Source organism: Sporofaciens sp. SGI.106, assembly GCF_050314255.1.
Lineage (GTDB): Bacteria > Bacillota > Clostridia > Lachnospirales > Lachnospiraceae > Claveliimonas.
In genome coordinates this window covers 16,544-39,200 of the sequence record NZ_JBNPMZ010000008.1, presented here as the reverse complement: position 1 = coordinate 39,200, position 22,657 = coordinate 16,544, and the positions used below count along the sequence as shown (strand labels likewise).

Sequence of the window (22,657 nt, the reverse complement as noted above, 5' to 3'; positions counted from 1 at the left end):
CTTACGCTTTCCTCCTGTATGTTCCCGCGCCCACATTCTCTTCTTCCATTCCCGGCAGACAAATAGTTGCCGTGCAGTTTGCCGGTATAACAATTTCAAATACTGTTTCCCCGTTTTCTATTTTCCATCCGCTCTTAACTTTTCCAAATATACTGTCGTATTCAGCATTTGCAAAGGTAAAATGTCCGCCCGGTCTCGGCTCAATGCGAAAGTGATTCTCTCCATCTATCCGGATTCCACACATGGTCTTAAAAAGCCACTCACAGACCGCTCCCTTTGAATAATGGTTCAGGGATGCGATTCCTCCCTGAGCTTCGATTCCTTCCCAGGACTCCCAGATGGTAGTTGCACCATTCTTCGGCATGAACAGCCAGCTCGGCATTTCTTCATTTTCCAGAAGCCGGTATGCACTGTCCAGATCGTAGGCTGCCAGAACATCCAGAATCAACGACGTTGATAAGAATCCGGTGCCCAATCTCCATCCATAGTTTTCCAGAGCTTTTATAAGACGCTTTCTTGCAAATTCTGTCTGCTTTTCATTCAGCAGGTCAAACGCCAGAGGACGGACAAGCTGTGCCTGCCGGTCGGTGTCCATACTGAATTCTTTTGTCTCCACAAGTTCCTGATAAGCTTTCTTACATCCTTCGCTGTAAATACGGAACTGTGCTTCATCCTCCATTTTTCCAAGTTCACCGGCAATATCCGCCATAATGCCAAGAACATAGGCCGTGTACGCGGTAGATACTTCCGGATGCGGAGCCGCACAATCCTTCCAGTCCATCTTATGAACCTCTTCCGGTTCTGCCCACTCCCCATAACTCTGGCCGCAGTTTACCAAATATTTCTTTGCCTCACCCGACAGACCTTTTACCCGTTTTGCAAGAGGACCGCCCCATTTTCCACATCGTCTCATCATAAAATGAGCATATTTTTTCATACAGTCATAATATTCTTCCAATATCTGTCTGTCCCCATTGAGCTTCCAGAACCGGTATGGAATCAGAATTCCCACATCTGACCAGCCCACACTTCCGTTCATGGCATCCATATAAAAATCTACACCACCCGAAGGTGCAATCTGTGGAAGCTTTCCATCCTTTTTCTGCCAGTCGTAAACGTCATTTAAATATTTCTTTGTAAACGCTGCATAATCAAAAAGGTAGGATGCTGTCTCAAAGAAAATCTGGGCATCACCCGTCCATCCATGACGTTCTCTGGTAGGACAGTCCGTAGGAATGTCCAGGCTGTTGCTTCTGGTAGACCATGCGGTGATGTCAACCAACTTATTAAGAAGAGGGTTGGAGCTCTCAAAAAATCCTGTCTGTTCAATATCTGAGTACACCGCAATTGCTGTGATATTTTCCGGTTCGATTTCTACATCTGTATCTACTTCCGCATATCGGAAACCAAATACCGCAAAAGTCGTCTTATAATGATTGTCCCCTTCCTTACAGATATATTCTATCTGCTGGAGCGGTGTTGCATAATCCTTTCTGGTGCACTGGATATTCTTCAGTGTCAGATTTCCATCCTGATCCAGAAGCTCTCCGCAGCGGATATTGATTTTCTGTCCTTTTTTTGCAGTAACATGAAATTCCAGATATCCGGCCATATTCTGTCCGAAATCAAACAGTTTCTTCCCATTCGGTGCTATGTTCATCTCCGGTACAAACCGTTCTCTCTCTACCACCGGGACATTATTGGAAGCCGTCGGAACCACCGGATGATCAGTCATCTTCGAAATCTGACCATAGGAAGGTCTTCGCCATGCCTCGATAATCTCACCATCCTTATTATCCGCAAAGCGGATCGGGCCGTCGTTTGACCATTGCCATCTTCTGTCTGTCGCTATAATTTTTCTGGTTCCATCCTCGAAAAACAGTTCCAGCTGTGCCAGAAGTTTTGTCTCCGTACCATACTGATTCTTAAGTCCCCACGCACCGGTGCTTCCCCGGTACCATCCGTCGGCGATCTGAACACTGAGTTCATGCTCTCCCTCGGACAGCATATCCGTCACATCATAAGTCTGATATTGCACTCTTTTTCTATAATCCGTATGTCCCGGTGCAAGACAGAAATCGCCAATCTTTACCCCATCAAGCCTTGCCTCATACAGACCGCATGCAGTAATATACAATCTTGCACGCACAACTTTTTTATTGATTTCCAATTCCCTCAGGAAACAATCCACCGGATATCGATCCTTTTTGTTAACTTTATAATTTCCTGTGATCCATTTTGCTTTCCAATTTCCAGGTGATAAAAGCCCCATTTCAAACACAGCTTCCTCTGACCAGTCTCCGGGTTCATCCTGTTCATCCCAGATGCGGATCTTCCATTTTACCCGCATACGGCTTTTCAGTTTTTCTCCGTTGTATTCCATTCGCATGGCACTCCCCGGAATTTTACCGGAGTCCCACAACGTATGATTTTCCTCATCCGTACAGAGAATCTGACAGGCAGTCTGTGAAATTCCACCTTCACATTTCCACATAAGATACGGATTTTTGATATCGATTCCCATAGGATTTTTCAGATATTCTGTTCTTAAGTCTATTGCATACATTTTTCTTTATCTCCCTTCTGACCTTCATTTCATTCTGTTTCCGAATAAAATCAGGACTTTTTCAGCATTGCTGCGATTCCCTTCAGATAGTGTCCGTTTGCCATATGAAGCAGTCCATTTGCTATAGAATCATTCATGGCTCCTCCGCTGTTAATTACTACTCCTCGAAGCGGGCAGTCTACCGCACAGATCAGGGTCATGCGATAGGAAGGATTCGACATATCTTTTTTTCCTCCATAGCTTTTTGCAACAATATTCTCCGTCACTTTATATTGAATTCTCATAATGAGCGAACTGTTTTTCATTTCCAGACAGGTATTATCCAGTGTAAATTCCCCCTTCTTAGGCTTTGATACAACCGGAACCGGGTGTCCCATCATTTTCTCCCATTCCTCCCGCTTCGGAAGTCCGGTCAGATGCTCATACCAGCTTCCCTTCTGCCATTCAGGTGGATCTGCCTTCACTCCGTCCACTTCTATCTCTTCCGTAAGCCGGATATCGCGGCTGGAAGCACCGATCATCACAGTATAGCTGCCCTTTGGAACGATCCATCCGTGATTCCAGATGGCAAAGCTTCTCTCGTTCAGTTCAAACTGTACGGTCTTCGTCTCTCCCGGAACCAGTTCTACACGCACAAATCCCTTTAACTCTTTTTCCGGCCGGAAAATTCCATCCTTCGGAGGTGCTATATAGAGCTGTGCCACCTCAGCACCTGCCACACTTCCTGTATTGGTAATATTGACAGAAACTCTGTTGTCCTGAATTTTCATATCGCTGTAATCAAAACTTGTATAGGACAAGCCATACCCGAATGGATAGCGCACATTTTTACCCGCTTTATCGTAATACCGATATCCCACATAGATACCTTCCCGGTATTCCACATTTCTTTTTCCAAATGTTCTCTTTGAAACCACGTCATCATAAGAGACCGGCCAGGTCTCCGTAAGCTTTCCGGACGGAACTGCCTTTCCGGTCAGAAGATTGTATGCCGCTTCTCCCCCTGCCTGTCCGGGAAGTCCCATGTAGAGGATTGCCTTCACTTTATCTTCCCACGGAATTTCCATTGCACTTCCTCCGAGGAGAACAACCACCGTATTCTCATTTGCAGTTGCCACTGCTTCAATCATCCGGTTATGACCATCCGGCAGTCTCATGTGCTTCCGGTCAAATGCTTCCGACTCATATATCTCCGGAAGCCCGGCTACTACCACCGCGATTTTGTGCGCTGCCGCCTCTTGGGCTGCTTCTTTCAGCGCTTCCTCCGTCACATTTCCTTCCTCGTCACAACACGGCAGGTAAGGTACCCCTGTAAAAACATCTGTAAGATTCACCAGTTTCGTAGGATTAATATGACTGCTTCCGGTTCCCTGATAGCGCATATTCTCTGCCATATGGCCGATCAGAATCACATCCGGAGTCGTAAGAGGCAGAATATTTTCTTCATTTTTTAATAATACCGCACCCTCTTCCGCAATCTTTTCTGCCAGCTGATGATGGGCATCCATATCCGCCGGTCCGACTTTCCCTGCCTTCAGTGCCTTCTGGCTTTTTTCTACCTGCTTCAGAATACGCTCTACACACGTATCAATCACTTTTTCATCCAGCGTTCCATTCTTTACCGCCTCCCGTGCAGCCCGGTTCATAAACTTAGAACCTCCAGGCATACACAGTTCACATCCCGCTTTCAGCCCTTCAATCCGGTCATTTAACGCTCCCCAATCTGTAACTACCATTCCATCGAATCCCCATTCAGTCCGAAGAATATCGGTAAGCAATTCTTTGCTGTCACTGCAGTGTACCCCGTTAATTTTGTTATAAGCACACATGACAGTATCCGTTTTTCCTTCCTTTACCGCAATTTCAAATGCCGTCAGATAAATCTCCCGAAGTGTCCTCTCATCCAACTGACTGTCACCATTCTGTCTCTTATGCTCCTGACTGTTCACTGCAAAATGCTTCAGGCTTGAAGATGCTCCTGTACTCTGCTGCCCCCGGATAAAAGCGGCTGCCATCTTTCCCGCCATATAAGGATCCTCGGATATGTATTCGAAATTTCTGCCGCAAAGAGGATTTCTCTTGATGTTACATCCCGGTCCCAGGATCATGGTAACTCCCTCTGCAAGACCTTCTCTTCCGATAGCCTCTCCTTCTGCTGCATACAATTCCTCATTCCAGGTAGCACCTGCCGTAACCGCAGGCGGAAAACAGGTCGCCGGGACAGACTTATTTACCCCGACCATATCAGCCTCTCCCTTCTGAAAACGAAGTCCATGAGGTCCATCTGCCATGGTCATTTGCGGTACGCCATACTTCGGCATTGCTTTCGTATGCCAGAAATCAGCACCTGTACAGAATGCAATCTTTTCTTCCAGTGTCATTTTTGAAATAATTTTCTTTACTTCCATAGTCATCTTCCTCTTTAAACTCTATTTACATACAACATTTCTATTTTGATAATACCACACTTTATTTTTCTCCACTTGTACTATTGTATGAATAACAGTATAATTGTAATAACATTAGGAGGTGTCACATGGAAAATCTTGATCTGCATTACATTTGCACTACTTTAGGTAATCTGGCCGGTATTCCCATTCGCATTTTTAAAAACAGGGAACTTCTCTACTATTATGATCTGGTCCGGCTTCCCAAAGATCCACTGTGCGTCTACTATGACGAAGTCATGGCAATCGAAGATCATGTGGGTTACTTCATTACCAACCACTTTCATTATTATGGTGTTGTAAATTCCGGCGATGTGAAACTGATTCTCGGACCTTCACGCCAGGTGGCCGCAAATGAACAGGAATTTAAAGAACTGGCTTTTCGGGCAGATATCCCTTCTGAAGATGTGGAAGACTTTGTGAACGGCATGAGAGATCTTGTTCCCATGCCATTTGAGAGTGTTTTGCAGATTCTTTGTACCATCAACTATATAATGAACGGAGAAAAACTGGAGCTGAAAGACATTACGATTTACGACAATGAACAGAGCAGCCTGAAAGAACTTCTTGACCGGCAGCAGGCAACCCTGCGTATGGAAGCCCTCTCAGAAGAAAGAGGCTCCCACCAGGAAATCCATAATTCTCTTTCTCAGGAGCAGCTTCTCATGGATTTTGTGCGCAAAGGTGATACCGCCGCCCTCCGGGAATGGATAGCATCAGCCCCTGCTGTCCGAGCCGGTACTATTGCAGGAGACCAGCTCCGACAAATGAAAAATACGCTGATTGTCTCTGCAACTTTAGTTTCCCGCGCTGCCATCCGCGGTGGAATGAGCCCGGAGGAATCACTTTCTCTGAGCGATGCCTTTATCCGAAAATGTGAACTTCTGAATACACCACAGCAGATCAGCAACCTCCAATACCATATGGTATTAGACTTCACCGAACGTGTTGAGAAAATCCGCCGGGGAAAATATCCCTCCCGGCTTGTTCTTGATGTGGCAAATTACATCCGCCATCACCTGTCCGAAACGATAAATACCGATGATATGGCAAAAGAACTCTACATCAGCCGTCCCTATCTCTCAGCAAAATTCAAAGAAGAGACCGGGGAAACTCTGACCGATTTTATTCTCAGGGAAAAAACGGCGGAAGCAAAACGCCTCCTCCGCTATACGGATAAAACTGCAACTATGATAGGCTCTTATCTGGGATTTTCCTCTCAGAGCCATTTTTCACGGGTATTTAAAAAATACACCGGAAGAACCCCAGCAGAATACCGGAAAAAATATGAGTAATTTTTTACTTTTTAAGATACTCCCAATGCCAGATACACCACTGTTCCCACAATCCCCGATCCAAAGATAATCACAATCGGATTCATCTTAAACTTTCGCAGCAGTACAAGACACACTACAAAAATCACTCCCTCCACTGCTCGAAAATCAGACAACACCACATCCGAAAGAGACGCATTGAAAAGTGCCAGCAGAAGAAGAGAAAGTCCGGCTGATGCAATCATCGCTACAATTGCCGGTCGAAGCCCGGTGAGGACTCCCTGCACCGTACTTAAGTTACGGAATTTCATATAGAGCCACGATAACACAAGGACAATAACCAGAGAAGGAAAAACAGAACCCAGGGTACAAACAATGGCTCCCGGAAGTCCCGCTATCTGCTGTCCTACAAATGTTGCACAGTTGACCACGATTGGTCCTGGGGTCATCTCTGCAATCGTGATCAGATCTGCAAACTGGCTCATATCCAGCCAGTGATTCGCCTCCACAATCTGGCTTTGAATCAGCGGAACAGCCGCATATCCGCCTCCAAAACTAAAAAGTCCGATTTGAAAAAATGCCCAGAATAATCTCAAATATATCATTTGCTTTCGTCACTCCTTTTACATCTGATACTGTCAAAAAGACCAACAACGGCACATATTAATATCAGCACGATTGCACTGACATTAAAAAATACAGTAGCTATAAAAGCAGCGACCATTAGCAGAATCCACAAAATATTCTTCCTCTTAATAATATTAGATGCCAGATTAATAACCACATCCAGAATCACAGCTGCAACCCCTGCTCTCATAACCTGAAGAGCAAGTGCGATGACCGCATTATCTTTAAACTGATTGTAAAAAATAGAAATCACAGAAATAATAATCAATGGAGGAAGTACTGCTCCCAAAGTACACACCAGAGCTCCCGGTATTTTTCGGATACGATACCCCGTAATAATTGCCATATTAATCCCCAGCGGCCCCGGAGCTGACTGTGCAATTGCTGTCATATCCAAAACTTCCTCTTCTGATATCCAGTGAAGCTGTTCTGTAAATGTCTGCTTTATCATTCCTATAATCACAAAACCTCCGCCAAAGGTACATGAATTAATCACAAAAATATTTTTGAACAACTGCCAGTAAATCTGCAGGGCAGACAACTCCTCCAACGGCCTGTTTTCCTTCTTTTGCAATATATATCACCCTTTCTCATGAATCTGCTTCTATTTTACAATTATTTTCCCTGGTATACCAGAGTAGCCGCCATAAAAAAGAAGCACATCGAATCTGATGCACTTCTTTTCACGCTTTCTTAATTCGCCATTATCATAATTCTTCTTTCGCCAGCCGGTCCACCAGTCGCTCCATTTCTGCCTTCGACTTCACCCGGCTGCTTTCTTCTTCAACTGCTTTTCGCTGTGATTCATCCATATCCACAAATCTCTTCATCGCCTTTTCATTCATTGCAAGGCTCAGCATAAAACCTACCGGAAGTTCATTAACACTTTTTTCCTGCATCGTATCCTCTCCTGTCTACTAAAATTCAAGATGCTGCCATACAGTTAATTATTCCGACTTTTTCAGAAATTATAACCCTTATTTTTTGCTCTTTGATAATTTAATAAGGCTTTACACTATTTCATATTTTCCCTATAATATAAGTATCAATCTTATTACGGAAGGGACGTGAAAGGATGAATGAATACATGCCGACCGACATTCAATTCAAAGATGAATTAAGAAAAGAGGAAATCCGAATTGAGAATGAACTTGAATTACTCGAAAATAAAGAGTATGAAAAGCTAAAAAAGAAGCTGGAGCGTGATTTAAAAAGGGTCCGTGAAAGTTTGCAGGATTAAACTAAAATAGCTACTAATAACGCAGGTGTAAAGTCTTATTAAATTATCAAGACCTTACACCCTGTTTTTTATCTCACTTCAATTCCAGTTTCTTCCTATGCTTTCTCAATCAGCACCGTCTTCCCCTTAAAAGCCAATCCGTAACTCCGAATATGTTCCTTTTCAATACCACGTGCTTCCAGCTGCGCTGCGTACTGCTTTTTCTCAATCTGGTCAAGTGCCGCATTTACCGTATCCTCAAGCGATTGCTCTCTTCTTTTGTTAAATACCTTGAATTCCAGGATGATGGCATCATCTTCCCGGGGATTCTTTGGCTCAAGCATAACATCGTATCTTCCAAATCCACTCTCCCGATTAGAAGTGAGCACATATCGATCCTGCATATCTACCATAAGACCCAGTACAAATCCATGATAAAATCGCTCCGGCTCATCACCTAAAAGACCTCTGCCAGTATCAAAATAACTGAATGTACTAACTGCAACCCGATTCATGTACTCATTCATTGCATCAATATCATCTGAGAGCATCGCTTTTATAAAGTCATTATAATCTGCTTTTGCTTCCACAAACCAGCGCCGCACCATTCCTTCGAACATACGCTTAACCTCGTAATTCGTAAGCTCCAGGTCATACATCTGTTCTCTGCCTTCTTCCAGCAGATCCAGACGCTCGTAGGAAAGGACCTTCAGATACCCGCTTGCCAGAAGCAGACTGCACACAGCTTCTTCGCTTCCATCCAACTGATTATATACAATCTGCTCATCAACCGCCGTACGGATCACCTCACCCTTAAGGAGCCTTTCAAAGGTTTCCTTAATCCGACGGTCACCTTCGCGGATCAGTTTTCCTACAAGACTATTTGAGCTTGTGTTTGCCCAGTAGGTTTTGATTTGCCCTGTATCCAGTAAATTCAAGATTGACCATGGATTATAAATATCTTTGTGGCTGCCGAAGATAAAACCATCATACCAATACTTAACTTTTTCTTTCTCCTCTGTCAATTCAAATTTTTCCAGTGCATCAAATACTTCTGCTTCTGTAAATCCAAAAGACGTGGCATACTCATCTGATGTGGTCGTTACAACTTTTAGATTATTCAGATCCGAAAAAATAGATTCTTTACTGACTCTCGTAATTCCGGTCATCAGTCCCCGTTCCAGCCAGGGATTCGTCTTGAAAGTAGAATTGAAAAGACTTCTGGTAAATGCTACCAGTTCTTCCCAGTATCCATGCACATAAGCTTCCTGCATCGGTGTATCATATTCATCCAACAGAATAATCACCTTTTTTCCATAGTAGCGGCAAAGGTAATCTGATAATTGATAAAGCGCAAGGGTTGCATCCGTGTCCCTCATATCAACCGGAGACAGCATCCGGTCAAAAAATGCCCTGTCCGCATCTGCAAGCACATTACTCTCTTTTAAAAAAGAGTATTTCACATATACGTTTGTAAGAAGCTGACAGATCTTTTCTTTCGTATTTTGAAACGTAGTTTCCTTCACATTGGCAAAGGACAGGCTGATCACCGGATATGTTCCCTGAATCTTCCGATACTCTTCATCTTCCCAGATCTTTAGTCCTTCAAACAACTCTCCCTTATCCGCATGATCCACAGAAAAAAACTGCTCTGTCATACTCATGTTCAGTGTCTTTCCAAATCGTCTGGGACGGGTAATCAGTGTCACACTGTCTCCACTTTCCCACCATTCCTTAATGAAGGATGTTTTATCAATATAAAAATAGTTCTTTCGAATCAAATCTCCGAAATCCTGAATTCCAATCGCTACTGTTTTTGCCATAACTTCCTCCATAAAAATCCGCTATACTAAAGTCTACCTTTCTTTAGTATAGCGGATTCCAAATCAAATTACAATTCTACTTCTATATCATCATTTCTTTGTTTTCGCCAATTCCTCTTTTGTTAAAACTACCTTCTTCCAGTTTTCCTGCGGTGTATAATTTCTGGACATTCCATCATCGCTGTACAGCATATACTCCGCAGATTCTTCTGCAAACCCTATCCACTCAATCCGGTTCTCATCAACATCCGCGATAGTCTTCACATTCTGGTCAAGAACTGCCAGTGGAAGCATATGATTCTTCTTTACGAAAATCACAACCTCATCCAGAGCAATATCTATATAATGATGTCCTTTATGAAGTACCTCACAGCTTTTCTCCTCCAGAGATTTCATGCGTACCATCATCATATCCTCCGGCAGATATACATAACGCCCTTTTGCATTCTGAACATAAACCGGGGCAATCATAATACTCTCTCCAACCATCAGCTGATCTTCTACACGGAATGCCTGGCTGTCATCCGGATAGTCAAATGCTATCGGTCTGAAATACATCTCATTGTTCAGCACTGCCTTCATATATTCGCTGTAAATGTACGGAAGCAATCCATAACGCATGCGGATGATGTTACGGAACGCATCCGTATTTTCAAACTGATATGCTTCCTGATATCTCGTTCCTATTGCCGCATGATTTCTCATCAGCGGTGTAAAAATTCCGAATTCGAGCCAGCGCATTACCAGATCTTCTGTCGTGTCACTTCCGAATCCTCCGATATCGGAACCTGTGTACAGGAAACCGCACATGTTCAGTCCCGGCATCTGCTGAATGCTGAGAAGCAACTGCCCCCACCATGCATTATTATCACCGGTCCAGATACCTCCGTAACGGTGCATTCCCACATAAGAAGAACGTGAGAATAAGAGAATTCTCTTGTCAGGCTCTATCTTGTCGAAGGCCTCTGAAGCAGCCCTGGTCATATTGAATCCATACAGGTTATGCACCTGATCATGACGGATTTTTTTGCCATCCATATCATGATAAAAGCTCTGATAATCTACCGGATTATTGGACAGGCCCACAACAAGATTCTTCATCTGGAAAAATGCATGAAGATCCATATTTTCATCCTTCTTAAGCATGATCTCATCAAATACTTTTTTCAGGTTTTTCTCGGAATAAAAGATAGCAGGCTCATTCATGTCATTCCAGAAACCGTCGATTCCCTGCTCGATCAGCCATCTGTATTTTCCGCCGAACCACTCTCTTGCTCTGGAATTCAGCACATCCGGAAAATGCACCTTCCCCGGCCACACAGCTGCCACAAAATCTTCTCCATCCTCATCCTTGCAGAAATAGTTTTCCCGGACTCCTTCTTCATAAGTCGGATAGTCTTTCTCTATTTTCACACCCGCATCAATGATCGGCACCAGATGTACGCCCTGCTCCTTCATCTCCGCTGTGAACTCTTCAAAATTCGGGAATTTCTCCTCATCTACGGTGAAATCTTTATAGCTTTCCATATAATCAATATCCAGATATACTGCATCTAACGGAATTCCTTTTCCGTGATGACCTTCCACTACAGAACGGACTTCCTCAGCCGTCTCATAGCTCCAGCGGGACTGCTGATAGCCAAATGCCCATTTTGGTGCCACATAGCTCTGTCCGATCAGTTCCCGGAACTGCTTTACCATATCCTTCAGATTATTTCCTTCAATTACGTATATTACACAGTTCTTTCCTGCTGTAATCACAAGTTTATCCAGATCTGTCTGTCCCACATCAAAAATAACCGTTCCCGGATCATCCACAAAGATTCCAAAGGACTTCTGCCCATCGCTATCTTTTTCACATCTGTGTAAGATCATAAAATTATGAGCTCCATACAGAGAATGCTTATTTTCCGTATGCGCCGGATCATCGGTAGCATTGCTGATGTATGCAAATCCTCTCTTATTCATTCCACGAACCTGCTCTCCAAGACCGTAAACAATATCATTTTCCGCCATATGACAGGATAATTGAATTGCATTTTCCTGCACCTCAAGCTGCATCACTGAAAAATCTGCCTCACTTTGTGTAAGCTCCATAACAACCGCTCCTGTTTCAATTGGTTCTCCGAAAATATACTTGCTGATCATTTTCTTTCCTCCTGATATCTTCTGATTTTTTATTCCTTTTGTTCTGATTCAAATTCTGTCTTGAGCTATTTTCAAACATGTATTATACTGCTATCATAAAATATAATTTAGATTTTTTCTTGCAAAATATTTGCTTATTATAACACAATACTGCTCTCTATAACAAAAAGGGGAACTATTATGAAAAAATTACATTCACCTGCATTAGAACAAAGAGAAAATGCAAAACATGGAGAAGCTTTCTTTCCCATGCAGAAATATATTACCGGATTTTCTTCTGACTATCCGGCCGTTACTACGCACTGGCATGAAGAGGCAGAACTTACCCTGATCACATCCGGGCACTGCCTTTATCAGATTAACCTGATTGACTACGAAGTAAACGAAGGGGATATCTTATTCGTTCCTCCGCTTTTGCTTCACTCCATCGCCATTGATCCCGGAGAAGCGGCGATTTCAGAAACTTATGTGTTTCATATGAACTTTCTGGGCGGCAATTCTACGGATGTCTGCTCCACCCGCTATCTCACACCGCTGATAAACCAGGAGCTGGCTCTCCCCTGCCTGATTACTCCGGCTCACCCTGTCTATGGCTCGCTGCGCAAAATTTTCGGACAGATTACTTCCTTATATGACGAAAAGATTATCGGATATGAGCTGGCCCTGAAATCCCTGTTCTTGCAGGCAATCTTTCTGCTGCTTCAATACAGTGAAAAAACTCCCTCCTCCAATGCGAAAGCTTCTTCCGATAAGCTTAAGCAGGTACTCGACTATATTGAACTTCATTATGCAGATTCCATTTCTGTTTCAGAACTGGCAAAGCTGTGCTATTTCAGCGATTATCATTTTATGCGCTTTTTCAAAAGACATATGAACATGACCTGTGTGGAATATATCAATAATATGCGCCTGGAAAAGGCTGTGGAACTGTTTAAAGAGGGAGAATCTTCCATTCTGGATGTGTCCCTTTCGGTAGGCTTTCACAATCTCTCCTATTTCCACAGAGCCTTCAAGAAAAAATATCACGTAACGCCTCTTACTTTCATAAATGAAATCAAAAGGGACAGGTTCCTCGACTCAGTGAGTCGAGGAACCTGTCCCCTCTAAAGAAAACACCCGCAGATACCTGCGGGTGTTAAAAAGTCTTATCTTAATTATGCTCTTCTCTTTCTGCTGTAAACAACGGTTCCAGTTACTGCAGCTCCTGCAAGTGCCATTAACAGAATCCACTGATAAACTGAGTTCTCATCTCCTGTCTTAGGAGTAGTGCTCTTAGCTTTTGCATTTGCAGCTGTATTTGTCTTGTTTCCTGCATTTCCGTTATTTCCCTGTCCCGGTTTTGATGGATCAGCCGGTTTTGACGGGTCTGTCGGATCTGACGGTTTTGATGGATCTTCCGGATCTTCCGGATCTTTCGGATCTTCCTTTGGAAGTTTGTCAAGTTCTTTCTCTTTCTGGTCTGTATATGTCTTCTCCTCGAATGTTACAGTTGCAGTATATGTCTTGATTCCTGTTTCTTCCGTTGTAGGCTCTTTTGTAATTTCGCTGGTTACATCACAAGGCAGTGTAGTTACATGAGATGCATCTCTGTTACATACGAAAGTTGCCTCACAGCTTTCCAAATCGTCTGACCAGTTGAATGTCGGCTCGCCCCAGTCATGACCAAGTGGATCAATAGTCTCTGTTCTTGTAGTGCCGTGGCAGTATATACATCTATATGTAAGAAGTCCCGGCTCTGTGCATGTCGGCTCCACTACTTCAGGCTCCTCACCCTCAACACATGTATGGGTCATGTTTACAGTCACATCTGTTACATTACACAGGGACCAGATTGTATATGGTCCATATCCCCATAAATGTCCGCGGTTGCTGTCTACACTGTCAATCGTAAATCCTTCTTTTGCGCAAAGACCAATATAATACTGATTGTAAATATCATGGATTGATCCCTTAACTGTTAAATAATCTGCACTGTTTCCGGACAGCTCCCCATCCTCCGGAATACCTGTTACATTTACAGAAACATTTGTTGCATACCTTGATGCAGGTGCACGCAGAGTCTCTGTCACAATTGGATCCAGTTTTGCATCTTTAGCGAAGACTGTTGCAGGAATCATTGCTGCTGCAAGACAAGCCGTCAATAAAGAAGCGATAATTTTTTTCTTCATAAATCATGATCTCCCTTCCGCTGCAAATATAGCAGCTATAATTTCCTTGTTATTAACCATTCATATTCCCTTGCCTCGTTTTCATGTATATTTACTCTCTTATTCCCAGAAATATCCACGGTTATTATGATACTAGCACACTGGAAATTTTTTTTCAATTATATTTTTAATTTTTTCTTCTTTTATTTCCATAATTATTTTTTATAAATGTTCCTTTAAAATCTTTAGTGTATCCACATCCCGAAGCTCCTTTTCTTCCGCTGCTTCCACGTAAATACAGGTATGATTCCGTATTACTTTCCTCCCGCCTTCATCTCCCTTAAGGCCAAGTAATTCCGGTATCAAACACGCCGCAAACACGGCCGGATTGCCGGGTGTCCCCCTATAGGACAGAGAAATAGTCTCTACATCCCCAGTCGCACGGTCCAGCAGACATTCCAAAGTCTCAGCCTTCAGATACGGCTGGTCAGCCACCACGAATATCAGAAAATCTTCTTCCTGGATATTTTCCAGTGCTTTGATGGCAGCCTTGATCGTATATGACATTCCCTCTTTGCTCTGAGGGCTGTTTACCGCCATTATTTTCTGTTCACTGGCATATTGAAGTATTTCTTCATACTGTGAAACCACATACAGCATACAGTCTTCTCTTTTTCTGCATACTTCCTGCAGCATATCAAGCCCGTATCGATACAACGGCTTCCCATCGAAACAATATAACAATTTATTTTCACCAAAACGGCGGCTGTTACCAGCCGCCAGATAAATGATATGCTTATTCATCTTCTATCCCCATGAGAATCTTCTCCGGAGTGATCGGCAGAGTTCTGTGCCATACTCCGGTTGCATTATAGATTGCGTGTGCCAGCGCCGGAGCCGGGGTATTGATAACAATCTCACCGATAGATTTTGCTCCGAATGGTCCCGTAGGCTCATAACTGGACTCAAATTCCACCTGAAGATGTCCCATATCCAGACGAGTCGGGATCTTATACTGCATAAAGGAATTTTCCAGAATATTTCCCTTCGGTCCATAGGTCACATTTTCGGAAAGTGCCATACCGATACCCTGTACAATTCCTCCCTCTGCCTGGATGCGTGCCAGATTCGGATTGATCGGTGTTCCGCAGTCTACCACTGCCACATAATCCAGAATCTCAACTTTACCGGTCTCTTTATCCAACTCGATTTCTACCATACCTACCATGTAAGGCGGAGGTGATACCGTTGAGGAATGACTCGCTGTAGTCTGTGCGGAAATGCTGTTGTTCAGCATGGATTTCGTTGCAATATCAAATCGGGATACGAATCCACTTCCGTCCAGCCTGCGGACACCATCTCCTGTGAACTCTGTCTCTTCCGGACTGCAGCCCATCATCTCTGCAGCTATTTTACACATATTCGTTTTCAGCTCTTCGCAGGCCATCTCCACCGCTTTTCCCGTCAGATAGGTGGTGGAGGACGCATAGGAACCGGAGTCATATGGGGAGGAATCCGTGTCTGCCCCAAACACCTCTATCTCGTCTACCGGACAATCCATACACTCTGCTGCCATCTGGGCAAGGATCGTATCACAGCCTGTACCCATATCCGCAGCACCGATCATCAGATTATAGAAACCTTCGTCTCCCAGCTTCATGGTAGCGGAACCTACGTCCAGATTCGATATACTGGAGCCCTGCATGGCGAGAGCCATACCTGCCGTCCGCACCTTTCCATTTCCCATATCCCGAACCGGGAACTTCTCATCCCAGTGGAAAATATCTTTACATTTTGTAATACAGCGATCCAGTGCACAGGCATCCGCTTTCTCTCCGTAATATGCCGGCATAACCATGCCTTCCCGCACAATATTCTTTTCGCGGAGTGCGATAGGATCCATGCGAAGCCTTGCGGCCAATTCATTGACAGCACTCTCTACCGCGAAAAGTCCCTGCGTTGCGCCATAACCGCGGTATGCTCCGGCCGCCTGGACGTTCGTATAGACCACGTCATAGGCAAACCGGTGTGCCTCCAGACCTCCGGTGTAAAGAGGAATGGATTTATGGCCGGACAGCCCTACCGTTGTCGGTCCATGCTCGCCAAATGCTCCCGTATTAGACAGGGTATACACATCCAGCGCACGGATCTTTCCTTCCTTTGAAGCCCCCAGCTTCACTCTTACTTCCATCTCATGACGCGGAGTTGCTGCTGTCTGACATTCTTCTCTGGTATAGATCATCTTTGCCGGACGCTTCGTCTTCCATGTGACGAATGCCGGATACACCTCTGCCACTACGGTCTGCTTTGCACCAAATCCGCCGCCGATACGTGGCTTCTCCACTCGAACCTTTGATTTCGGAATATCCAGCGCATTGGCAATAATACGACGACAGTGGAATACAATCTGCGTAGAACTGATCACATGGAGTCTTCCGTAGCGGTCAATCTCCGTATAAGTGCGGAAAGTCTCCATCATAGCCTGCTGACATGCCTTCACATGATAAGTATGCTCCACGATTTCATCACAGTCTGCAAATACTGCATCCACATCTCCGTCTGAAGACACCTCACTGGCACATAAGTTTCGCTTATTATCTGCTCCAACCGGGCAGAGCGACTGCCAGTTGTCCTCCGGATGTACCAGAATCGGATTATCCTTCGCCGTTCTGAAATCCAGCACAGGCTCCAATACCTGATACGTAACCTTGATCATCTTCAGTGCCCGGTCTACCGCTTTCTCCGTCTCTCCTGCTACGATGGCAACCGCATCTCCCACGAAGCGGACTCTCTGGTCCAGAAGCAGACGGTCATAAGGTGAGGGTTCCGGATAAGTCTGCCCCGCCATGGTGAATCGCTTCTGCGGAACATCTTTGTAAGTATAAATTCCTACAATTCCCGGCACCTTAAGAGCCGTATCCATTTTAATATTTTCAATCAGCGCATGGGCATGCGGGCTTCGCAAAACCTTTACCACCAGCGCATCAGAAGGTGTAATATCATCTACATAGACCGGTTTTCCCAGAAGGAGCTGCATGGCATCCTTCTTGCGCACCGGCTTTCCTACCGACTTCAGATTCTGTTCCATGCCCTACACTCCTTTCTTCCAGTCTAAATATGCGCGGATTCCGCGGAGCTGTCCCTCATATCCGGAACAGCGGCACAGATTTCCTGCCAGAAATGCCTTAATCTCCTCATCGGACGGATCCGGGTTCTCCCGAAGCAGAGCAATGGTATTCATCACAAATCCCGGATTACAGAAGCCACACTGCTCCGCTCCCTGATCTGCTATAAATCCTACGAATTCTTCTGCCTCCTCCTGAAGTCCCTCAAGGGTCTGAATCTGATGCCCCGCTGCACGGGCTGCCAGCACGCTGCAGGAGAGCACCGGCACACCATCCATCAATACCGTACAAAGACCGCAATTGGCTGTTTCACATCCCCTCTTCACCGAATAGCATCCATGAGCTCTTACAAAATCTATCAAAAGCATATCCGGTTCTATCTCTGCGGAAATCTTTTTTCCATTTAATGTAAGTTCTATATTCATACTTCCATTTCCTCCTGCAATGCAAGCGCAGCACGGCGTACCAGCACCGCACATATTTTCTTACGATATTCTGCTGTTCCACGCATATTGCTTCCGAATTCTGCCCGGGATGCAATATCCTGTCCAAATGCTTCCGCCGATTCCGAATGAATTCCTTCTGCCAGAATATTCTTCTCATCCTCATAAATCTTCGCCAAAGATGGGCGTGCACCAACGACACAGGTATATTTTCCCTCCGAAAGAGAAAGAGCACAGGTCAGGACAGGAAAGTCCGTCTCTGTATTTCTCATGGATAGATATACGGTCCTCTCTGCCTTCTTCGGCACAATCACCCGAACCAGAATATCACGGGTTTTTCTTGGAAAATCAGCAAATTTCTGCATGCTCATAACGCCTGCGTGATACAGCTCCACCTTCGCATTCAACGCCATGAACAGAGTCATGACATCCGAAAAACCGAACCGTCCGTAAATGCTTCCCCCCACGGTCGCCAGATTACGGAACTGCACTCCCACAATATGCTTTACAGCCTCTGCCATCGCCCCCTGTGTAAATGCACTGAGACCTTCATGCATCTCCAGTGCCCTCAGGGACACCATGGCACCAATACGGTATTCCTCTGCCGTTTCCTCAATCTGGTCAAGTCCCAGATCACACAGATCGATCGCCGTCCCCTTTGTCCCATTCTGCATTTTCAGCCACAGCATACCGCCCAGCACTACATTACTTTTTTTCTGACATAATTCATACGCTTCTTCCAGACTTTTCGCCCGAACATACTGATTAAATGAAAGCATCTTCTCCAACCTCCCATTACGAATGCTGCTAATCCTAGTTTTCCTCTTTCGGAAGCAATACATTCAAAATAATTGCTACAAATGCAGCCGGAACGATTCCTGAACCGCCAAACAGAAGCTTCACCAGCTCCGGAAGTCCGGACAGAACTGCACTATTGGATCCGATTCCGTATCCAAGACCAAGTGCAACCGATACGATCGTCATATTACGGGCACTCAGCGGCTCCTTTGTAATCAGCTGAATACCACTCATAACGATGGATGAGAACATGATAACCGCCGCACCACCAAGTACCGGCTGAGGCATCATAGATACCAGTGCCGCCAGCTTCGGAAGAAGACCGCAGAGAATCAGAAAAACAGCTCCGCAGCCCAGAGCAAAACGGTTTACAATCTTAGTCATGGTAACAAGACCAACATTCTGACTGAAGGAAGTATTCGGAAGCACGCCAAAAAATGCGGCAATGGAAGAACCGACACCATCACACATAACACCGCCGGAAAGCTCCTTGTCAGTAGCCTCACGTCCCATACCTCCTTCAATACATCCGGAAATATCACCTACCGTCTCCACTGCAGTAACAATAAACATAATCATAACCGGAACAATCGCACGAAGATCAAATATCGGCTTTACAGGCATAAACTGTGGTACAGCGAACCATTTTGCCTGTGCAACCTTGTCCCAGTTCAGAACCCATGCCTTGGTAAATTCCACTCCTTCCGCATTCACTGCAGTAGTCGGAAGAAATGCTCCCAAAACTGCGCAGATAATGTATCCGGCAATAATACCAATCAAAATGCAGGATGAACTTGTCAGTCCTTTCGTTCCGTGCTTCAGCACCAGAATAATAATCATAACCACCAGTGCAATCAGGAGATTCTCTGCAGAACCATAATCATTTGCTGCAGAACCGCCTCCAAAGGAACTAACTCCCACACCAATCAGAGACAGACCAATTGCCAGAACGACCGTTCCAGTAACAACAGAAGGGAAAAAACGGCGGAGCGGCTTTAAGAATGCACCCAGCACTGTCTCGAAAAGGCCGCCGATCAGGCTGGCTCCCATAATAGCGCCATAGGCTACAACACCGCCTCCCATAATATTTACAATACTCTGAAATACTCCGATAAATCCGGAACTGGTACCCATGATAATCGGAACCTGACCTCCGATTGGTCCAATTGCATACAACTGAATCAATGTAACAACACCTGCGATCAGCATTGCATTCTGAAGCAGAGACACCTGGATCCCTGCGAAATCTTCAGCACCGCATGCCGCAGTAATAATCAGAATCGGGGTCAGGTTACCGACAAACATCGCAAGCACATGCTGCAGACCCAGCGGAATTGCCTGTTTCAGAGGAAGTTTTCCCTCAAATTGATACGGACTGCCCATCGCAGCATCCGTGTTCATAAGTTTCTTTTCCATACTCTCTTTCTCCTTAAGTTTATTCGATTTGCTTTTTCATTATATCAAATGAAGCTCCATTTATGGAAGTCATCTATCATAAATATTATAAATAAGATGTAAGAACTACTTTGGCATGATATCGTTCAGGAAGCAATTTAATAATTTCTTTTCCTGCCTTAATATTTCTTTCCGAGTCACATTGATTCAGAACCACATAATATTCTCTCGTTCCCACATTCTTTCTGGTACCTCGATCTGATGCAAGAATTTCCGCCATCATCTCCTCTGAAAGGCTTTCTTCCAAAGTTACACCCAAAAGCTTCGCTGCCTCTTCGGAACGGAAACATACCTCATTCAGAGTCTTCCCCAAAGCGCTCATTCCCATCACACCGATTACAATATCACTGAAATCCGGTATGACCGGTTCATGGGCTGCCGGTATTTTGCAGGGCAATCTTCTGGCTCCGTCTGCTTCGATCAGAACCACATCCGCCATCTTCATACAGGACTTAAGTTTTTCTTCCGGAAGTCCGGTTAATTTTCCGTTTCCGTCAGGTGTTCCCATCACTGCATAGGTTCCGCGACTCCAAAGTCCTGTTAGCTCCCGGCAGTTCTTCGCCCAATGCTCTTCCTCCGGCTGGTAAATATGCGTAGTTGTCGTGACAAGTACACGGGCTCCATTTTCGGCAAAGGTTTCGGCAAGCCAGTACATCAGAGTCGTCTTTCCTCCGGCCCCGACAATCGAAATGACGTGCCCTTTTTCTTTTAGAAATGAAAATTCACCCTCAACCAGCTTCATTTTCCACATTCCTCCAAATATACCATTACTAAAACAGGTCCTCCGGACCTTTTTGGCGTATGCATGGTAACGTAAATACAGATGGACACTGCTGCCCATCTGATATGATAAATATTATAAACTTCAATACTTCTATTCACGGAATGTAATGCTCTGAGTTTCAGCATCCATCTCATCAATAATTGCGAGAGATTCCACGCGAATACCTTTTTTCCTGAGCATCGCACCTCCCTGCTGCTGCCCTTTCTCAATAACAATGCCAATTCCCACCAGATTCGCATGAGCAGCTGCCACAAGATCTGCAAGCCCGACCGCCGCACAACCATTTGCCATAAAGTCATCAAGGATCAGAACATTTTCGCCCGGCTGAATAAAACGGCTTGCCACGATCACTTCATACGTTCTCTTATGTGTAAATGATTCTATCTGTGTTGAAAGCATCGTTCCGTCCAGATTGATAGACTGTGTCTTCTTGGCAAATACCACCGGACAGTCAAAATACTGCGCTACGATAGCCGCAATACCGATACCGGAAGCTTCAATTGTCAGAATCCGGTCCACCTTCACATCCGCGAAACGGCGCTTGAATTCCTTTCCGATTTCATTGAATAACTGAATATCCATCTGATGATTCAGGAAACTGTCAACCTTTAACACATTACCCGGCTTAATGATACCATCTCTTCGAATACGCTCTTTTAAAAGTTCCATGCTCTTTTCTTCCTTTTGTATTTTTTATTTAAGTATCATTGTACCAGTTTCCATATTTGTTGTAAACACTACTCCTCTAAGAATAACAGACTTTCCTCCGGAAATTGCAGGTAATCCGGCATTCCTCTGTTCTCCAGTATTTCCCACTGCTTTTTCTGCAGAAACCAGCAGATATTTTCCATACCCGAAGCATCCTCTGTCTCCGGACGGATATAGAAGTTTTTTTCAAACGGAAGCTGTGCACTGCCGGCTATTTCTGCTCTGATACAGTTATTCTTTCGCTCTCCCCAGACCGGCAGGAACTCGTGAGCCCGGAAGCCCACATGGGTAACACCTTCCGGTATCTTCTGCTCCGTACACAGTTCCACACCCCAGTCAAGGGCAGTCAACGCATGCTCCCCCTGCCTTTTCGCTCTGGAAATATTCTTGCAGCCAGTCAGACGTGCCGCCTCCACCTTCCCCGGATTTTGAAAGATTTCCTTCGTTTTTCCGCTCGTTACCACCTTTCCCTGATCCATAATGACCAGATCCTCACTAAAACGGTAAATCTCATCTCTGTCATGAGACACCATGATGATCGTTCCCTCATAATCCCTCAGCATCTCCATAAGCTCCTGCTGAAGCCGGTCTTTTAAAAACATATCCAGCGCTGAAAATGGTTCATCCAGAAGGATGACCTCCGGCTCATAAGCCATAATCCTCGCCAGCGCCACTCTTTGCTGCTGCCCGCCGGATAACTCTCCCGGAAGCCGTTCTTCCAGACCTTCCAGGCGAAATCTCTGAACCATCTCCCTAACCCGTCTCTGATTCTCCTGTTTCGTTCCTTTCAGTCCCGCGGCAATATTTTTCTCAACCGTCATGGTTGGAAAGAGAGCATAGTTTTGAAACAGATACCCGATATTTCTCTTCTGAGGCTTTACATTTACCTTCTGATTATCATGATAGAGCACCCGGTCATGAATGACAATTTCTCCCGCATCCGGGGTTTCAATCCCTGCGATGCTCTTAAGCGTCATACTTTTTCCGCATCCTGAGGCCCCCAGAATACCAATGCGGGAAGCTTCGCTTTGAAACTGTACATTCATGCAGAAGCTTCCCAGATTCTTCCTGATATTAATACTTACTCCCATCT

The 22,657-nt window shown here is 44.8% G+C and carries 19 protein-coding genes; 3 read left to right on the top strand and 16 right to left on the bottom strand.

The genetic code is table 11. The features are described from left to right. Position 1: 1 nt before the first annotated feature. Both ACQRCC_RS07820 and ACQRCC_RS07815 read right to left on the bottom strand, forming a co-directional pair. Entirely contained in the window at positions 2–2,566 is a 2,565-nt protein-coding gene (locus ACQRCC_RS07820; RefSeq protein ID WP_427850253.1) for a family 78 glycoside hydrolase catalytic domain, read from the bottom strand. Between the two features lie 50 nt (positions 2,567–2,616). Beyond that, on the bottom strand, positions 2,617–4,974 hold the full coding sequence (locus ACQRCC_RS07815; RefSeq protein ID WP_427850252.1) for a glycoside hydrolase family 3 C-terminal domain-containing protein: 2,358 nt from the start codon (positions 4,972–4,974) through the stop codon (positions 2,617–2,619). A 128-nt stretch (positions 4,975–5,102) separates the two neighbouring features. Between ACQRCC_RS07815 and ACQRCC_RS07810 the strand changes: the two genes are divergently transcribed. Continuing rightward, positions 5,103–6,308 carry a helix-turn-helix domain-containing protein gene (locus ACQRCC_RS07810; RefSeq protein ID WP_427850251.1) on the top strand — a complete coding sequence of 402 codons (1,206 nt, stop codon included), beginning with the start codon at positions 5,103–5,105 and terminating at the stop codon, positions 6,306–6,308. A gap of 11 nt (positions 6,309–6,319) precedes the next feature. Here ACQRCC_RS07810 and ACQRCC_RS07805 read toward each other — a convergent pair whose 3' ends face one another. The 3 genes from ACQRCC_RS07805 to ACQRCC_RS07795 all read right to left on the bottom strand — a co-directional run bounded on the left by ACQRCC_RS07805 (position 6,320) and on the right by ACQRCC_RS07795 (position 7,813). Continuing rightward, on the bottom strand, positions 6,320–6,892 hold the full coding sequence (locus ACQRCC_RS07805; protein ID WP_427850250.1) for a chromate transporter: 573 nt from the start codon (positions 6,890–6,892) through the stop codon (positions 6,320–6,322). After that, positions 6,889–7,488: a chromate transporter gene (locus ACQRCC_RS07800; protein WP_427850249.1), complete on the bottom strand. Its 600-nt coding sequence runs from the start codon at positions 7,486–7,488 to the stop codon at positions 6,889–6,891. Before ACQRCC_RS07800 ends, ACQRCC_RS07805 begins: the two co-directional genes overlap by 4 nt. A 133-nt stretch (positions 7,489–7,621) precedes the next feature. Beyond that, a complete protein-coding gene (locus ACQRCC_RS07795) occupies positions 7,622–7,813 on the bottom strand; it encodes a hypothetical protein (protein WP_427850248.1) in 192 nt (63 codons plus the stop codon). 176 nt (positions 7,814–7,989) lie between these two features. On the opposite strand from ACQRCC_RS07795, the gene ACQRCC_RS07790 reads away from it, so the two are divergent. After that, positions 7,990–8,154, top strand: coding sequence for a hypothetical protein (locus tag ACQRCC_RS07790; RefSeq protein ID WP_320813286.1), 165 nt, complete (start codon positions 7,990–7,992; stop codon positions 8,152–8,154). Between the two features lie 95 nt (positions 8,155–8,249). On the opposite strand, the gene ACQRCC_RS07785 is transcribed toward ACQRCC_RS07790, so the two are convergent. Together ACQRCC_RS07785 and ACQRCC_RS07780 are read right to left on the bottom strand one after the other, a co-directional pair. After that, a complete protein-coding gene (locus ACQRCC_RS07785; RefSeq protein ID WP_427850247.1) occupies positions 8,250–9,956 on the bottom strand; it encodes an AAA family ATPase in 1,707 nt (568 codons plus the stop codon). A gap of 90 nt (positions 9,957–10,046) precedes the next feature. Then, positions 10,047–12,104, bottom strand: coding sequence for a glycoside hydrolase family 31 protein (locus ACQRCC_RS07780; RefSeq protein WP_427850246.1), 2,058 nt, complete (start codon positions 12,102–12,104; stop codon positions 10,047–10,049). Between the two features lie 180 nt (positions 12,105–12,284). Here ACQRCC_RS07780 and ACQRCC_RS07775 point away from each other — a divergent pair, with 180 nt between their 5' ends. Next, entirely contained in the window at positions 12,285–13,211 is a 927-nt protein-coding gene (locus tag ACQRCC_RS07775; protein WP_427850245.1) for an AraC family transcriptional regulator, read from the top strand. A gap of 47 nt (positions 13,212–13,258) precedes the next feature. Here ACQRCC_RS07775 and ACQRCC_RS07770 read toward each other — a convergent pair whose 3' ends face one another. From ACQRCC_RS07770 to ACQRCC_RS07730, 9 genes are all read right to left on the bottom strand, one after another. After that, on the bottom strand, positions 13,259–14,272 hold the full coding sequence (locus ACQRCC_RS07770) for a hypothetical protein (RefSeq protein WP_427850244.1): 1,014 nt from the start codon (positions 14,270–14,272) through the stop codon (positions 13,259–13,261). A gap of 201 nt (positions 14,273–14,473) precedes the next feature. Continuing rightward, positions 14,474–15,055: a nucleotidyltransferase family protein gene (locus ACQRCC_RS07765; RefSeq protein ID WP_427850243.1), complete on the bottom strand. Its 582-nt coding sequence runs from the start codon at positions 15,053–15,055 to the stop codon at positions 14,474–14,476. After that, the gene (locus ACQRCC_RS07760) at positions 15,048–17,339 is read right to left on the bottom strand and encodes a xanthine dehydrogenase family protein molybdopterin-binding subunit (RefSeq protein ID WP_427850242.1); all 2,292 of its coding nucleotides are present in this window, start codon (positions 17,337–17,339) and stop codon (positions 15,048–15,050) included. Before ACQRCC_RS07760 ends, ACQRCC_RS07765 begins: the two co-directional genes overlap by 8 nt. A 3-nt stretch (positions 17,340–17,342) precedes the next feature. Next, positions 17,343–17,801, bottom strand: coding sequence for a (2Fe-2S)-binding protein (locus tag ACQRCC_RS07755; protein WP_427850241.1), 459 nt, complete (start codon positions 17,799–17,801; stop codon positions 17,343–17,345). Beyond that, positions 17,798–18,598 (bottom strand): FAD binding domain-containing protein, encoded by an 801-nt coding sequence (locus tag ACQRCC_RS07750; RefSeq protein ID WP_427850240.1) that lies wholly within the window; start codon positions 18,596–18,598, stop codon positions 17,798–17,800. Before ACQRCC_RS07750 ends, ACQRCC_RS07755 begins: the two co-directional genes overlap by 4 nt. 34 nt (positions 18,599–18,632) lie before the next feature. Beyond that, a complete protein-coding gene (locus tag ACQRCC_RS07745) occupies positions 18,633–20,033 on the bottom strand; it encodes a uracil-xanthine permease family protein (RefSeq protein WP_427850239.1) in 1,401 nt (466 codons plus the stop codon). 85 nt (positions 20,034–20,118) lie between these two features. Then, a complete protein-coding gene (yqeC, locus tag ACQRCC_RS07740) occupies positions 20,119–20,814 on the bottom strand; it encodes a selenium cofactor biosynthesis protein YqeC (protein ID WP_427850238.1) in 696 nt (231 codons plus the stop codon). A gap of 132 nt (positions 20,815–20,946) precedes the next feature. After that, the gene (locus tag ACQRCC_RS07735; RefSeq protein WP_427850237.1) at positions 20,947–21,525 is read right to left on the bottom strand and encodes a xanthine phosphoribosyltransferase; all 579 of its coding nucleotides are present in this window, start codon (positions 21,523–21,525) and stop codon (positions 20,947–20,949) included. 68 nt (positions 21,526–21,593) lie between these two features. Further along, on the bottom strand, positions 21,594–22,655 hold the full coding sequence (locus ACQRCC_RS07730) for a sulfate/molybdate ABC transporter ATP-binding protein (protein ID WP_427850236.1): 1,062 nt from the start codon (positions 22,653–22,655) through the stop codon (positions 21,594–21,596). Between the last annotated feature and the right edge of the window lie 2 nt (positions 22,656–22,657).

What these genes read in the sequence shown, in the direction of transcription:
- ACQRCC_RS07795 (WP_427850248.1), bottom strand. Translation starts at nt 7,813, where the DNA reads ATGCAGGAAAAAAGTGTTAATGAACTTCCGGTAGGTTTTATGCTGAGC.
- ACQRCC_RS07770 (WP_427850244.1), bottom strand. Translation starts at nt 14,272, where the DNA reads ATGAAGAAAAAAATTATCGCTTCTTTATTGACGGCTTGTCTTGCAGCA.
- ACQRCC_RS07820 (WP_427850253.1), bottom strand. Translation starts at nt 2,566, where the DNA reads ATGTATGCAATAGACTTAAGAACAGAATATCTGAAAAATCCTATGGGA.
- ACQRCC_RS07765 (WP_427850243.1), bottom strand. Translation starts at nt 15,055, where the DNA reads ATGAATAAGCATATCATTTATCTGGCGGCTGGTAACAGCCGCCGTTTT.
- ACQRCC_RS07775 (WP_427850245.1), top strand. Translation starts at nt 12,285, where the DNA reads ATGAAAAAATTACATTCACCTGCATTAGAACAAAGAGAAAATGCAAAA.
- ACQRCC_RS07755 (WP_427850241.1), bottom strand. Translation starts at nt 17,801, where the DNA reads ATGAATATAGAACTTACATTAAATGGAAAAAAGATTTCCGCAGAGATA.
- ACQRCC_RS07815 (WP_427850252.1), bottom strand. Translation starts at nt 4,974, where the DNA reads ATGGAAGTAAAGAAAATTATTTCAAAAATGACACTGGAAGAAAAGATT.
- ACQRCC_RS07785 (WP_427850247.1), bottom strand. Translation starts at nt 9,956, where the DNA reads ATGGCAAAAACAGTAGCGATTGGAATTCAGGATTTCGGAGATTTGATT.
- ACQRCC_RS07745 (WP_427850239.1), bottom strand. Translation starts at nt 20,033, where the DNA reads ATGGAAAAGAAACTTATGAACACGGATGCTGCGATGGGCAGTCCGTAT.
- ACQRCC_RS07810 (WP_427850251.1), top strand. Translation starts at nt 5,103, where the DNA reads ATGGAAAATCTTGATCTGCATTACATTTGCACTACTTTAGGTAATCTG.
- ACQRCC_RS07780 (WP_427850246.1), bottom strand. Translation starts at nt 12,104, where the DNA reads ATGATCAGCAAGTATATTTTCGGAGAACCAATTGAAACAGGAGCGGTT.
- ACQRCC_RS07790 (WP_320813286.1), top strand. Translation starts at nt 7,990, where the DNA reads ATGAATGAATACATGCCGACCGACATTCAATTCAAAGATGAATTAAGA.
- ACQRCC_RS07735 (WP_427850237.1), bottom strand. Translation starts at nt 21,525, where the DNA reads ATGGAACTTTTAAAAGAGCGTATTCGAAGAGATGGTATCATTAAGCCG.
- ACQRCC_RS07750 (WP_427850240.1), bottom strand. Translation starts at nt 18,598, where the DNA reads ATGCTTTCATTTAATCAGTATGTTCGGGCGAAAAGTCTGGAAGAAGCG.
- yqeC (WP_427850238.1), bottom strand. Translation starts at nt 20,814, where the DNA reads ATGAAGCTGGTTGAGGGTGAATTTTCATTTCTAAAAGAAAAAGGGCAC.
- ACQRCC_RS07730 (WP_427850236.1), bottom strand. Translation starts at nt 22,655, where the DNA reads ATGGGAGTAAGTATTAATATCAGGAAGAATCTGGGAAGCTTCTGCATG.
- ACQRCC_RS07760 (WP_427850242.1), bottom strand. Translation starts at nt 17,339, where the DNA reads ATGGAACAGAATCTGAAGTCGGTAGGAAAGCCGGTGCGCAAGAAGGAT.
- ACQRCC_RS07805 (WP_427850250.1), bottom strand. Translation starts at nt 6,892, where the DNA reads ATGATATATTTGAGATTATTCTGGGCATTTTTTCAAATCGGACTTTTT.